The organism is Flavobacterium sp., from assembly GCF_044341185.1.
Taxonomy (GTDB): Bacteria; Bacteroidota; Bacteroidia; order Flavobacteriales; family Flavobacteriaceae; genus Flavobacterium.
Genome location: NZ_JBIISE010000025.1, coordinates 1 through 14883, shown reverse-complemented (window position 1 = coordinate 14883; position 14883 = coordinate 1). Strand labels below are relative to the sequence as shown.

Below are 14883 nucleotides of genomic sequence, written 5' to 3'. Positions count from 1 at the left end.
AATTTCAATATTACGTTTCAAAAATAAGCATTATAAATTCAATTACAACATTTCAAAATAAAAAAAGCAATGTCAAATTTTAGTAAAATATTGACATTGCCATTGTATTTGATATTGTTATATCTTTTTTATTCCCATTCAATAGTTGCTGGTGGTTTCGAACTAATATCGTATACAACACGATTAACACCACGAACATTGTTGATAATTTCATTTGATATTTTCATTAAAAACTCATAAGGCAAATGTACCCAATCTGCCGTCATTCCGTCTGTAGATTCTACAGCTCTTAATGCTACAACTTTTTCATACGTACGTTCATCGCCCATTACGCCAACACTATTCACTGGTAATAATATAGCACCTGCTTGCCAAACTTTATCGTATAAACCGTGTTCTTTTAACCCATTAATAAATACAGCATCAACTTCTTGTAAAATCGCCACTTTTTCAGGTGTAATATCACCTAAAATACGAATCGCTAAACCTGGTCCTGGGAAAGGATGACGCCCTAATAATTCAGGATCAATTCCTAATGTAGCACCTACTCTGCGCACTTCATCTTTAAATAACATTCGTAAAGGTTCCACAATTTGTAATTTCATAAAATCAGGTAAACCACCTACATTATGATGCGATTTTATAGTAGCTGAAGGTCCACCAGTAGCCGAAACCGATTCAATTACATCAGGATAAATAGTACCTTGACCTAAAAATTTTACATCTTTTAACTGATTGGCTTCATCGTCAAAAACTTCAATAAAAGCATTTCCAATAGCTTTACGTTTCGCTTCCGGATCATCAAGTCCAGCTAAAGCATCATAAAAACGCTGAGAAGCATCAACTCCTTTAACATTTAATCCCATTCCTTTATATTGGTCTAAAACACTTTGGAATTCATTTTTACGTAATAATCCGTTGTTTACAAAAATGCAATACAGATTACTACCTATCGCTTTATTTAAAATTACCGCAGCAACTGTAGAATCAACTCCACCAGATAATCCTAAAACTACTTTATCGTCACCAATTTTGACTTTCATATCTGCAATTACTTCTTCAACGAAAGCATTTGGCGTGAAGGTTTGTTCCACTTTTGCAATTTTAACCAAGAAGTTTTCTAACATCTGTTTTCCATCTGTAGAATGATAAACTTCTGGATGAAATTGAATGGCGTAAGTAGTCTCACCTTCAATTTTATACGCCGCATTTTCAACGTCTTTTGTACTTGCTATTTTGATTCCGTTTGTTGGTAATTTTTTGATTGAATCTGAATGACTCATCCAAACTTGGCTATTGTCTGAAACACCTTCTAAAAACACTTCATTTTCTTTGATGTAAGATAAATTTGCTCTTCCGTATTCTCTAGTGTTCGAAGCAGCGACTTCGCCACCTGAAAAATGCGCTAAATATTGTGCACCATAACAAACCGCTAATAACGGTTTTTTACCTCTTATTTGCGATAAATCAGGATGCAAAGCTTCTTCTGAGCGTACCGAACAAGGGCTTCCACCTAAAATTACTGCTTTATATGATGATAAATCTGAAGGGATTTTATCGAAAGGAAAAATTTCACAGAAAATATTTAATTCTCTAACTCTTCGAGCTATTAATTGGGTATATTGTGATCCGAAATCTAAAATTAATACGTTGTTCATTGGTGTTTTGTTGTTTTTTTTTTTTTTCAGGTTTCAATTTTCAAGTTATTTTTGCTCAACTTGAAACTTGTAACTATTTTATTAATACTCAAACGTTCCGTACTCCGAAACTATAGTTAACTTTTTATTATCTGATGCTTTTACTCTTCCTACAACTTGTGCATCAATGTTAAATGATTTTGAAATTTCAATAATATCTTGTGCAATTTCATCTGGAACATACATTTCCATTCTATGTCCGCAATTGAACACCTGATACATTTCTTTCCAATCGGTTTTAGAATTTTCTTGAATCAGTTGAAATAATGGTGGTACTGGAAACAAATTATCTTTAATTACGTGAACGTTTTCTACAAAATGAAGTACCTTAGTTTGGGCACCTCCACTGCAATGCACCATTCCGTGAATTTGATTTGAATTGTATTTAGATAGTATTTTTTTAATTACTGGTGCGTACGTTCTTGTTGGAGAAAGTACTAATTTTCCAGCATCAATAGGGCTGTTCTCAACTGCATCCGTTAACTTTGTTTGACCCGAATATACCAATTCGTTTGGAACTGCTGCATCAAAACTTTCAGGATATTTTTCAGCTAAATACTTGGCAAAAACATCGTGACGCGCAGATGTTAAACCATTACTTCCCATTCCACCATTGTATTCCGTTTCATAAGAAGCTTGACCAAATGAAGCTAAACCTACAATTACATCTCCTGCTTGAATATTTGCGTTATTAATTACTTTACTTCTTTCCATTCGAGCTGTTACCGTAGAATCTACAATAATCGTACGAACCAAATCGCCTACATCAGCCGTTTCACCACCCGTAGAATAAATAGTCACACCGTGTTTCTTTAATTCTGCAATTAATTCTTCTGTTCCATTAATAATAGCTGAAATAACTTCGGCTGGAATTAGATTTTTATTTCTTCCGATGGTAGAAGACAATAAAATATTATCGGTTGCACCTACACACAATAAATCATCAATATTCATAATTAAGGCATCTTGCGCAATGCCTTTCCAAACAGAAACATCACCTGTTTCTTTCCAGTACATATAAGCTAAAGCTGATTTAGTACCAGCGCCATCAGCGTGCATAATAATGCAATATTGCTCATCGTTAGTTAAATAATCGGGGATGATTTTACAAAATGCTTGAGGAAATAATCCTTTATCAATATTTTTAATCGCATTATGTACATCTTCTTTAGAAGCAGAAACTCCTCTTAAATTGTAGCGTTGGCTCGTTTCAGAACTCATTATTATGTGTTGTTTGTTGTGTGGAGCAAAGATATAAATAATTAGGTAATGTGCCAATAAGATAATGAGACAATTTGCCAATTCAGAATAAAACAAATTAGAAATAAACACAATCACAGAAAATTTTACAACCTTTGCAGTTAAGTGGTTTACAAAACAATCAAAAATAGAATTGGAAAAGTTAGAAAATTCCGTTACAAGTTGGACAGTTTGTCAAAATTGTAAAGGGCAAGGTAAAAAAAATCGAAAGCAACCTAAAAATCCGTTTGTTGAACAAGAAAGCATCGTATCTAAAAACGAACAGATTTCCTGTAAAAAATGTTTGGGTTCTGGATTAATTGCTTCTACTAATTTTCCACAAATAGACGCTGAAAATTATCCAAATATTGCAATTATTGGCAGTGGAATTGGCGGTGTTGCTTTAGCAGTAGCGTGTTTACACCGAGGTATTCCGTTTACATTATTTGAACGTGATAAAAGTTTTTCAGACCGATCTCAAGGTTACGGACTTACGTTGCAACAAGCAAGCAAAGCAATGAAAAGTTTTGGAATAAAGTCTTTAAAAGAAGGTATTGTTTCTTCAAAACACATCGTTCATACTACAGAAGGCAACATTATTGGAGAATGGGGAATGAGAAAATGGATGCCATCTGATACTAAAAAATCACAAAAGCAAACCAATATTCATATATCGAGACAATCGTTACGATTAGCATTACTTGAGCAACTTGGTGGACACAATAGTGTACAATGGGGACATCAATTATTAGATTTTAAGGAATCTGATACTAAAATTGATTTGAGTTTTCAAGTGAACGGGGAAATTAAAAACGTTCAAACTGACATTTTAGTTGGAGCAGATGGCATACGAAGTTCTGTAAGAAAATTGTTGTTAGGTGAAGAAATTTTACCATTACGCTATTTAGATTGTATGGTTATTTTAGGTATTTGTTCTTTAAAATCAATAAAAAATATTGAAAGTTCTTTACTTGATGGTGCCACGGTATTTCAAACTGCCAACGGAAAAGAACGCATATATATGATGCCTTATTCGGAAGAGGCTTTAATGTGGCAACTTAGCTTCCCCATTTCAGAAGAAGCAGCAAAAGAAATAAGTACAAAAGGCAAAAATTCGCTTAAAGAGGAAGCGATACAAAGAACTAATTGGCACTCGCCTATTCCAGAAATTATTAAAGCAACTTTAGAATCGCAAATTTCAGGATATCCTGTTTACGATAGAGAAATACTATCTACTACATTATTAGAGAAAACAGAAAAAAACATAACTTTAATTGGTGATGCCGCACACCCAATGAGTCCGTTTAAAGGTCAAGGTGCCAATCAGGCATTGTTAGATGCATTGTCATTCGCTCGAGAAATTACAAAAAAATGTACGAAATCATCAAACTGGAAAGAAATTGAAATTAGAAAAAGTGTTCTTAACGATTTTGAATCCGAAATGCTATCACGTAGTGCTAGTAAAGTGATAGATTCTGCAGAAGCAGCGAAATTTTTACACTCAGAAATAGCACTTTTTGAAGGTAATCAACCTAGAGGAAGTGTGTTTAAAAAATTAGATAATTAGATGGTTAGATTTTTTAGATAATTAGACAATTTACTAATTAACTTACTTTTCTAAAATCATAATTTCTACTCTCCTATTGGCAGCTGCTTGTTCTTCTGTGGCTTCAGGTATTGGAAATTTTGGTTTTGAAACTCCAAAACCTTTTACTTTTATACGACGTTCTAAAATGTAATTCGATTGCAAAATACGTTTAACTTGTCTGGCTCTATCTAAAGATAAATTTCTAATGTCTTTATCCACACAACAAATATGCCCTTGAATTTCAATGTATAATTTTGGATTCATTGTCATAATACGAATCAATTCAAAAATTTCTCTTTGTGAGGAAGGCATAATGCCAAAGGAATTTTTATAAAACTGAATTTCAGGCAAAACAATTAAAGTTCCTGGTCGAGACAATTGAATTTTTTCTTCTAAAGTAGCACCTTCTGGGAAATTCATATCCTTTTCCTCAATTGGAATTAACCCATTTGTAGGAACATCTTTAGGGACTTCCACTTCTACCTTTGGTTGAATTAAAAGGTCTTCTTTAGCCAAATCTTTTTCTTGTAAAAAAACTATAATGGCTTTTCTGTTTTCAGCTTTAGTATTAGATTTAGCTCCTTTTTCTCCTAAAGAAACAGATTTAAAATCTTCCCTAATTTTAACCGATAGTTTTACTTTATTAAAAATATAATCTACACGTTTTTGTGATAAAGTATCGTTATAACCAGAAGAACCAACTTCATCAGTTGAACCTGTAATAGAAAGAATTTTAGAATTTTTATTTACAGCAATCCATTTATTTAATTTAGCCAATTCCACTTGATTTAATGCTGATTTGTTGTTTTCGAAATAAAACGAAATACTTTCTTGCCCAAAAAAGGTAAATGGTAAAAAGTATAAGGCAAAAGCAAATAGAAATTTCATTGTTTTGTATGTTTTATGATTTTGATAGCCACAAATATAGACTAAAAACTATGCCATCTATTTATCTATGATTAAAATTTCTATACGACGATTGGCTTTTCGTTCTTCTTCATTTTTTTCTGGAATGGGAAAAATAGGTTGCTCTGCATCGAAGCTTTTATAACTTAATCTCGATTTATCTATTCCGTTTATCACTAAATATTCAATGGTTCCAATACATCGTTTTAAAGCAATTTCTTCTTTATCTTTTCCAGGTGTGCAACAAATATGACCGTGAATTTCAATCTTTAATTTCGGATTGTCTTTCAATGCTTTTAGTAATTCTTCCCGCGGCTTATACGATTCTGGATATAAAATATCCGTTCTGTCGTAAAAGAATAAATTTTTAAGTAGTAATTTATCGCCTATTTTAGATTTCGAAATACGTGTCCCTAAACTTTCTTTTTGAACAACTTTTGGTGGCGCTATTTTTTCAATTTTAAAATGAATTTCTACTTTTCTGTTTAAATCTAAATCCTTTAATTGATTGAAGTTTTCTCCTTTAGATTTTACTTCAAATTCAGAATTAAAAGAAGACAATCGAATTAAACTTGAAACAAAATTAGCTCTTGCTAATGCTAATGAATCGTTATATTTATTAGAAGAACGCAAATCGCAAAAACCAATAACTTTCTGAATTTTTAAATCTTTTGTTTTCATAAATTCATTGAATTTAACCAATTCTTTTTGGCTAAGCTCACTCGAATTGGTATCAAAATAAAGTGTCATCTTTTTTTGTGAAAAAGACGTTAAGCAAAAAATAGAAAATAAACTTATAATTAATGATTTCATAAAATCGTACTTTTTAATATAACTTAAAACTACCAAAATTATTGTAAAAAAAATGCTTGTTATTTCTAACAAGCATTTTCAAATCTAAACAAATATTATTTAATAAAAAACAATTCTCTGTATTTTGTTAATGGCCAAATTCCATTATCAACTAAAAGCTCTAATTTATCGCAGTGTTCACGAATTACTTCAAAATATGGTTTTACTTTATTACAATAAGCAGCTGCCATTTTTTCCGTATTGTCTAAATTATTTGCTTTTTTACGTTCTTCAATCATTTCGTCAATATTACGGTTGATGCCTTCAATATGTGCTGAAATTTCTTTGATTAACTCAATTTGCTCCTTTGCAATTTTTGTAAAATCTTTTTCAAAAATATCTTTTAAACCTTTTACGTTTTCAATTAACGTATTTTGATATTTAATAGCTGTTGGAATAACATGATTACGAGCAATATCACCTAAAACTCTTCCTTCAATTTGAATTTTCTTTGTGTATTCTTCTAATTCAATTTCGTAACGTGATTCTACTTCTATATGATTCATTACACCTAATTCGGCAAATAAGTCAAATGCTTTTTTAGAAACTTTAGCTTTTAAAGCCTCAGGCGTTGTTTTATGATTGCTTAATCCGCGTTTTTTAGCTTCTTTTTCCCAAGCATCACTATATCCGTCGCCTTCAAACAAAATGGCTTTTGTTCCTTTGATGTATTCTCTTAACGTATTGAAAATCGCTTCGTCTTTCTTTAAATCTTTCGTTTCAATCAATACATCAACTTCTTTTTTGAAGTCAATTAATTGTTTCGCAACAATTGAATTTAAAGTCGTCATTGAAACCGCACAGTTTGCTGTTGAACCCACTGCTCTGAATTCGAATTTATTTCCTGTGAATGCAAATGGTGAAGTTCTATTTCTATCTGTATTATCTAATAAAACATCTGGCAATTTACCTACCACGTTTAATTTTAGATCCGTTTTTTCTTCTGGAGATAATTTTCCTTTCGTAACACCTTCTAATTCAGCTAATACTTTAGTTAATTGTTGTCCAATAAATACTGATATAATTGCTGGTGGTGCTTCGTTAGCTCCTAATCGGTGGTCGTTACTTGCTGATGCAATTGACGCTCTTAATAATTCTTCGTAATCATGAACCGCTTTAATTGTGTTGATAAAAAACGTTAAGAACATTAAATTACTCATAGGCGTTTTTCCTGGAGATAATAAATTAATTCCAGTATCTGTTGCTAATGACCAGTTGTTATGTTTACCTGAACCGTTTACACCTTTAAAAGGTTTTTCGTGGAATAAAACTTTGAAATCGTGTCTTTCAGCCACTTTTTCCATCACATCCATTAATAAGGAGTTATGGTCAACTGCTAAATTGGTTTCTTCAAAAATTGGAGCCAATTCAAATTGTCCTGGCGCTACTTCGTTATGACGCGTTTTAACTGGAATACCTAATAACATACATTCGTATTCTAACTCTCTCATATATTGTAAAACACGAGTTGGAATAGAACCAAAATAATGGTCGTCTAATTGTTGTCCTTTTGAAGACGTGTGTCCTAATAAAGTTCTACCAGTAGCAATAATATCTGGTCTAGTAGCCGCTAAAGCAGAATCAATTAAGAAATATTCTTGTTCCCAGCCTAAAGTTGGCGTTATTTTTTTAACATTTTTATCGAAATATTTAGCTACCTCAGTAGCAGCAGTATCAATAGCACTTAACGCTCTTAATAAAGGTGTTTTGTTATCTAAAGCTTCACCTGTATAGGATACGAAAACAGTAGGAATACATAAAGTACTACCAAAAATAAATGCTGGAGAAGTTGGATCCCAAGCTGTATAACCACGAGCTTCAAATGTATTTCTAATTCCACCATTTGGAAAAGAAGATGCGTCTGGCTCTTGTTGAACCAATTGAGAACCTCCAAATTTTTCAACTGGATCTGAACCATCCATTGATGTTTCAAAAAAAGCATCGTGTTTTTCAGCAGTTGTTCCTGTTAATGGTTGGAACCAGTGTGTATAATGTGTAACACCTTTTGATAAAGCCCACTCTTTCATTCCCATTGCTACATAATCCGCAATTTTACGATCGATTTTTGTTCCCAATTCAATAGCGCTTTTAACTGCTTTATAAGCATCTGGTGTTAAAAATTGACGCATTGATTTGTCGTTGAACACATTAGAAGCAAAAATTTCTGATTTTCTTGCTGTTTCTTCAAAAGAAACTGGTTTTCTACTTGTAGCTTTATCTAAAGCTTGGAAACGAAGTGTAGCCATAAAGTTAGGGTTTAAAATTAATTTCTAAATTTTACTCTGCAAAAATATAAAATATTTACAAATAAAAAAACTTACCCCCTAAAATTTTAGGGGTACTTTAAAAATATTTTAAATTTAAGTTATTTTTAAACAAAAAATAAGGGGTAGGACAAACAAAAACCTAAAATCATATTTTTAATCTGAATGAAGCTAAAAATTTCTGAATTTTAATTTATATTTGCTAAAAATCAATCATTATGACAGTTTGGATTATTTTTCTAATCGCAATTTCTATATTTTTAGCACTTGATTTAGGTGTTTTTAATAAAAATCCTCACATAATTAGCAGTAAAGAAGCATCAAAATGGACCATACTTTGGGTAACGCTTTCTTTTATATTTTCTGGAATAGTATATTTACTTTACTCAGGAGATTTTATTGCCAACCCAACGGGATTAAAACCGATGCAAGCGTCTTTAAAATATATTACAGGATATTTAATAGAACTTTCCTTAAGTGCTGACAATATTTTTGTAATTGCCATAATTTTTTCATCCTTTAAAATTCCACAAAAATACCAACACAGAGTTTTATTTTGGGGAATCATTGGAGCGATTATATTTAGAGGTTTAATGATTTTTTTAGGCGTGGCACTTATCAATCGATTTGAATGGATTATATATGTTTTCGGTGCTTTTTTAATTTTCACGGCTATGAAAATGCTTTTTAGTAAAGAGGAAGACGAATTTGACCCTAAAGATTCTAAAATATATAAGTTAATTGGTAAAATTTTCCCAGTGCATACCGAAATTGAAGGACAGAAATTTTTCATTAGAAAAGACAATATTAATTACGTTACACCTTTATTTATTGCATTAATTGTAATTGAAGTAATGGATGTGATTTTTGCTTTAGACAGCGTTCCTGCTATTTTAGCGATTACTTCTGACCCTTTTTTGGTATTCAGTTCTAATATTTTTGCGATTTTAGGATTGCGTTCTATGTATTTCTTCTTAGCAAATATGATTGAAAAATTTAGCTATATCGAATACAGTTTAATTGCAATTTTAACTTTCGTTGGTGTAAAAATGTTATTAATTCATCATTTTCCAGAATTTTTCCCAGAATGGTTATCATTAGCATTTATTGCATTATCCATAACAGTTGGTGTTCTTGTTTCATTACAAAAAAATAAAGAATAAAATTCGTAATTCGAAATACAACAATTTTTAAAAACACTTGAATCTAAAAAATGAAAATATATACTAAAACAGGTGACACTGGAACTACTGCACTTTTCGGCGGCACACGTGTACCAAAAGACCATATAAGAATTGAAAGCTATGGAACAGTTGACGAGTTAAATTCGCATATTGGATTAATTCGTGATCAAGAGTTCAATACGCATTACAAAGACATTTTAATCGAAATTCAGGACAGATTATTTACTGTTGGTGCTATTTTAGCCACACCACCTGAAAAAGAAGTATTAAAAAACGGCGAAAAACGGTTACAAAACTTAGGTATAATTGAAAGCGATATCGAATTACTTGAAAAAGAAATTGATGCTATGGAAGAGGCATTGCCACCAATGACGCATTTTGTTTTGCCAGGCGGACATACAACCGTGTCATATTGTCATATAGCGCGTTGTGTATGCAGAAGAGCTGAGCGTTTAGCCGTGCATTTAGACCATAATGAACCCGTTGCAGAGATTGCAATTAAATATTTAAACCGACTTTCTGACTATTTATTTGTATTGGCACGAAAGTTGTCTTATGATTTAAACGCTGAAGAAGTAAAGTGGATACCCCGAAAATAGTATCCAGTATTCAGTAAAAAGTGTTCAGTCAATATAAAAAACTGATCCCTAAAAACTGAAAACTGACCACTGAAATTAAGTTCTTAAAATTTATTAAAAAATAATTCAAAAAAAACTTGTCTTTTTAACTAATAAATTTATTTTTGCATTAAACTATAAAATCTAAATAAGATGTATTGGACATTAGAATTGGCATCATATTTAAGTGATGCGCCTTGGCCTGCTACAAAAGACGAATTAATTGACTACGCCATCAGAGCTGGAGCACCATTAGAAGTGGTAGAAAACTTACAGTCTATAGAGGATGAAGGTGAAATTTATGAGTCAATGGAAGAAATTTGGCCAGATTATCCTACTGATGAAGATTATCTTTGGAACGAGGATGAATATTAAAAAATAAATAGCCTTATAAAAAGTCTCTTCGGTGAGGCTTTTTTTTTGGTTATCTTTACAAATGAATACAACCGTAAGGTAAAAAATATAAAATAAAGATTATGAGTATTGTAAATTCGATATTAAAAATATTTGTAGGTGATAAATCTGCTAATGACATCAAAGCCATTCAACCAATTGTGAATAAGATTAATTCTTATCAAGAAGCATTAAAATCAATTTCTCACGACGAATTAAGAGCAAAAACGGCTTTTTTTAAAGATAAAATTAATCAAGCTCGTGCTGAAAAAGATGCTAAAATTGAAGCTTTAAAAGCGGAAGCGGAAAACACAATAGATGTTGATGCTAGAGAAACTATTTATGCTGAGATTGATAAATTAGAAAATGAAGCCTACGAAATTTCAGAAAAAACACTTAATGAAATCTTACCAGAAGCGTTTGCTGTTTTAAGAGAAACGGCTCGTCGTTTTAAAGAAAACACTTCAATTACGGTTACTGCTACTGCAAAAGACAGAGAACTTTCTGCAACAAAACCTTATATTACCGTTGTAGGCGAAGAAGTAAATTGGGCAAATTCTTGGGATGCTGCAGGAAAACCAATCACTTGGGACATGATTCATTATGATGTTCAATTAATGGGTGGTATTGTTTTACACCAAGGTAAAATTGCCGAAATGCAAACCGGAGAAGGTAAAACGTTAGTTGCAACTCTTGCACTTTACTTAAACGCACTTACAGGAAATGGAGTGCATTTAGTTACAGTAAATGACTATTTAGCGAAACGTGATAGTACTTGGAAAGCGCCTATATTTGAATTTCACGGTTTAACTGTGGATTGTATTGACAATCACCAACCAAATACAGAAGCAAGAAGAAAAGCATATAATGCCGATATTACCTATGGTACGAATAACGAATTTGGTTTCGATTATTTACGTGATAATATGGCGAATTCACCAGAAGATTTAGTACAAAGAAAACACAACTACGCCATTGTAGATGAGGTCGATTCAGTATTAGTTGATGATGCAAGAACACCATTAATTATTTCTGGACCTGTTGAAGATGGAGACAGACACGAGTTTTTAGAATTAAAACCAAAAGTGGAAAACCTTTTCAATTTACAAAAACGTATTGCAACAGATTGTTTAACTGAAGCAAAACGTTTAATTAAAGAAGGAAATGTTAAAGATGGTGGCTTTCAATTATTAAGAACCTACCGTGCTTATCCTAAAAATAAAGCATTAATTAAGTTTTTATCTGAAGAAGGAATCAAACAAATTCTTCAAAAAACAGAAAATGCTCATATGCAAGACAATAATAGAGAAATGCCTAAAGTAGATGAGGCGCTTTACTTTGTTATTGAAGAAAAAAACAATCAAGTAGAATTAACAGATAATGGAATTAAATTTTTATCGCAAGATACCGATGAGAATTTCTTTGTATTACCAGATATTTCTACTGGAATTTCAGCTATCGAAAAACAAAATTTAGATAAAGATGCTGAAGCAGAATTAAAAGAAGATTTATACAGAGAGTTTTCTGTAAAATCAGAAAGAATTCATACGCTTACGCAATTATTAAAAGCCTATGCTGTTTTTGAAAAAGATACAGAATATGTAATAATGGACAACAAAGTATTGATTGTTGACGAATCTACAGGTCGTATTATGGATGGCCGTCGTTATTCTGATGGGTTACACCAGGCTATTGAAGCGAAAGAAAACGTAAAAATCGAAGCTGCCACTCAAACTTTTGCGACAGTTACTTTACAAAATTACTTCCGTATGTACAGCAAATTAGCAGGTATGACGGGAACGGCTATTACAGAAGAAGGTGAATTTAATGAAATTTACAAATTAGATGTAGTTGAAATCCCAACAAACAAACCGATGTCTCGTATTGATAGAGAAGATTTAATTTATCGTTCGGTTCGTGAAAAATTCAATGCAGTTATTGAGGATGTTGTGGAACTTTCTAATACTGGAAGACCCGTTTTAATTGGTACAACTTCTGTAGAAATTTCAGAATTATTAAGTAGAATGCTAAAAATGCGTGGTATCAATCATAATGTATTGAATGCAAAAATGCATAAAAGCGAGGCTGAAATTGTTGCAGAAGCAGGAAAACCAGGCGTGGTAACTATTGCAACAAATATGGCAGGTCGTGGAACTGATATTAAATTATCTCCAGAAGTAAAAGCAGCTGGTGGATTAGCAATTATAGGAACAGAACGACATGATTCTCGTCGTGTAGACCGTCAATTACGTGGTAGAGCGGGTCGTCAAGGAGATGTAGGAAGTTCTCAATTTTATGTTTCATTGGAAGATAACTTAATGCGTTTATTCGGATCTGAAAGAGTCGCAAAAGTTATGGATAGAATGGGATTAAAAGAAGGTGAAGTGATTCAACATTCAATGATGACAAAATCTATCGAACGTGCACAGAAAAAAGTAGAAGAAAACAACTTTGGAACTCGTAAACGTTTATTAGAATATGATGATGTAATGAACTCACAACGTGAAGTGGTGTACAAACGTCGTCGTCATGCTTTACAAGGTGAGCGTTTAAAAGTAGATATCGTAAACATGATTTATGATACTTGTGAAGTCATTGTAGAAAATAACAAAATTGTAAATGATTTTAAAAACTTCGAATTTCAATTAATACGAACGTTTTCTATAACGGCTCCAGTAACAGAAACTGAATTTGCAAAATTAAATGTACAACAAATTGTTGCAAAAACATATAAAGCAGCGTATGCTTATTATGATGAAAAAGTAGTTCGTGATGCAAAAGAAGCGTATCCAATAATTAAAGATGTTTACGAAAACAATAACGGACAATTTGAAAGAATTGTAGTTCCTTTTTCAGATGGTATTAAAACCTTAAATGTAGTTACGAATTTAACTAAAGCCTACGAATCAGAAGGAAAATCGTTAATTACAGATTTTGAAAAGAACATCACTTTGGCTATTGTAGATGAATCATGGAAAAAACATTTACGTAAAATGGATGAAATGAAACAATCGGTTCAATTAGCGGTACACGAACAAAAAGATCCTTTGTTAATTTATAAATTTGAGGCCTTTAAATTATTTAAAGCCATGATTGAGCAAGTAAATAAAGATGTAATTTCATTTTTATTTAAAGGAGAATTGCCTTCACAAAATGCAAATAACATTCAGGAAGCCAAACAAGTAACAAAAAAATCAAATTATACCGAATCAAAAGACACGGTAGATTCTGATGAATTAGCGCAAGCGAATAGAGAAGCTGGAAATCAAGCACAACAACGCCCAACAGTTACAGAAACTATCGTTCGTGATCAACCAAAAATCAACAGAAACGACAACGTAACAATTAAAAACGTTATGAGTGGAAAAAGTGAAACTATGAAATACAAAAAAGCAGAAGCACTTTTAGCTTCTGGAGAGTATGTTTTAGTTAACGAATAATATTTATTTATAGTTATAAAAAAATCCTTAATGTGAATTAAGGATTTTTTTTGTTTAAAACATAAGTTATTACTTCAAAATAGCTTCAAAATTTGGCTTAAAATAATTCGGACCTTTCATTACTTTGCCGTCTTCTCTATAAATAGGTTTTCCGTCTTCTCCCAATTTACTCATGTTACTTCGCTGAATTTCGTCAAAAACAGCTTCAATTTTATGTTGCAACCCGTGTTCTAAAATTGTACCACATAAAATATATAACATATCGCCAAGTGCATCTGCAATTTCAACAATATCATTATTTTGTACGGCTTCTAAGTATTCTTCATTTTCTTCCTTCATTAATTCAAAACGAAGATTGTTTTTTTGTGTGCCTAAATCGGCTTTCATGTTTTCACTTACTCCTAAACCATAAGTGGTATGAAATAATTTTACAGCTTCTAATTGTTTTTGCATAGTATATGTTTTAGCATTAATTGAAATTTGATAATTCGTAACAAACTTTTTTAATATTATATGGTATAAAATTATATTTTAAAACTTGTAATCCTTAAATTTGAAAAAAAAATTATCAACATGTTTTCAAAAGGACAAACCGTATTTGCAATTTTATTTGCAATTTCTTTTATCACAATTATTGTTTTTATGTATTTAAAGGATAAAAACATTCATAAACAGCAATATAAAGGAGTAAAATGGATTGTTT

The 14883-nt window shown here is 31.7% G+C and carries 11 protein-coding genes; 5 read left to right on the top strand and 6 right to left on the bottom strand.

From position 1 onward, the window contains the following. Positions 1-128: 128 nt before the first annotated feature. Together guaA and ACIQZ1_RS06820 are read right to left on the bottom strand one after the other, a co-directional pair. Positions 129-1658 carry a glutamine-hydrolyzing GMP synthase gene (guaA, locus tag ACIQZ1_RS06825; protein ID WP_396160232.1) on the bottom strand — a complete coding sequence of 510 codons (1530 nt, stop codon included), beginning with the start codon at positions 1656-1658 and terminating at the stop codon, positions 129-131. Positions 1659-1739: 81 nt separating this feature from the next. Beyond that, positions 1740-2918, bottom strand: a complete 1179-nt coding sequence (locus ACIQZ1_RS06820; RefSeq protein WP_396160231.1) for an AIR synthase related protein — start codon at positions 2916-2918, stop codon at positions 1740-1742. A 172-nt stretch (positions 2919-3090) separates the two neighbouring features. Between ACIQZ1_RS06820 and ACIQZ1_RS06815 the strand changes: the two genes are divergently transcribed. Continuing rightward, on the top strand, positions 3091-4503 hold the full coding sequence (locus ACIQZ1_RS06815) for an FAD-dependent monooxygenase (protein WP_396160230.1): 1413 nt from the start codon (positions 3091-3093) through the stop codon (positions 4501-4503). A 42-nt stretch (positions 4504-4545) separates the two neighbouring features. On the opposite strand, the gene ACIQZ1_RS06810 is transcribed toward ACIQZ1_RS06815, so the two are convergent. From ACIQZ1_RS06810 to ACIQZ1_RS06800, 3 genes are all read right to left on the bottom strand, one after another. Next, positions 4546-5412: an OmpA family protein gene (locus ACIQZ1_RS06810; protein WP_396160229.1), complete on the bottom strand. Its 867-nt coding sequence runs from the start codon at positions 5410-5412 to the stop codon at positions 4546-4548. A gap of 57 nt (positions 5413-5469) precedes the next feature. Further along, on the bottom strand, positions 5470-6243 hold the full coding sequence (locus ACIQZ1_RS06805; protein WP_396160228.1) for an OmpA family protein: 774 nt from the start codon (positions 6241-6243) through the stop codon (positions 5470-5472). Positions 6244-6338: 95 nt separating this feature from the next. Further along, complete coding sequence (locus ACIQZ1_RS06800) at positions 6339-8528, bottom strand: glutamine synthetase III (protein ID WP_353078600.1); 2190 nt, start codon at positions 8526-8528, stop codon at positions 6339-6341. A 236-nt stretch (positions 8529-8764) separates the two neighbouring features. Here ACIQZ1_RS06800 and ACIQZ1_RS06795 point away from each other — a divergent pair, with 236 nt between their 5' ends. From ACIQZ1_RS06795 to secA, 4 genes are all read left to right on the top strand, one after another. Beyond that, entirely contained in the window at positions 8765-9709 is a 945-nt protein-coding gene (locus ACIQZ1_RS06795; RefSeq protein ID WP_396160227.1) for a TerC family protein, read from the top strand. Between the two features lie 50 nt (positions 9710-9759). After that, positions 9760-10329, top strand: coding sequence for a cob(I)yrinic acid a,c-diamide adenosyltransferase (locus ACIQZ1_RS06790; protein ID WP_396160226.1), 570 nt, complete (start codon positions 9760-9762; stop codon positions 10327-10329). Positions 10330-10500: 171 nt separating this feature from the next. Then, a complete protein-coding gene (locus ACIQZ1_RS06785; protein WP_022828503.1) occupies positions 10501-10722 on the top strand; it encodes a DUF2795 domain-containing protein in 222 nt (73 codons plus the stop codon). A gap of 101 nt (positions 10723-10823) precedes the next feature. Next, complete coding sequence (gene secA / locus ACIQZ1_RS06780) at positions 10824-14180, top strand: preprotein translocase subunit SecA (protein ID WP_396160225.1); 3357 nt, start codon at positions 10824-10826, stop codon at positions 14178-14180. Positions 14181-14249: 69 nt separating this feature from the next. Here secA and ACIQZ1_RS06775 read toward each other — a convergent pair whose 3' ends face one another. Further along, a complete protein-coding gene (locus ACIQZ1_RS06775) occupies positions 14250-14633 on the bottom strand; it encodes a hypothetical protein (RefSeq protein WP_396160224.1) in 384 nt (127 codons plus the stop codon). Between the last annotated feature and the right edge of the window lie 250 nt (positions 14634-14883).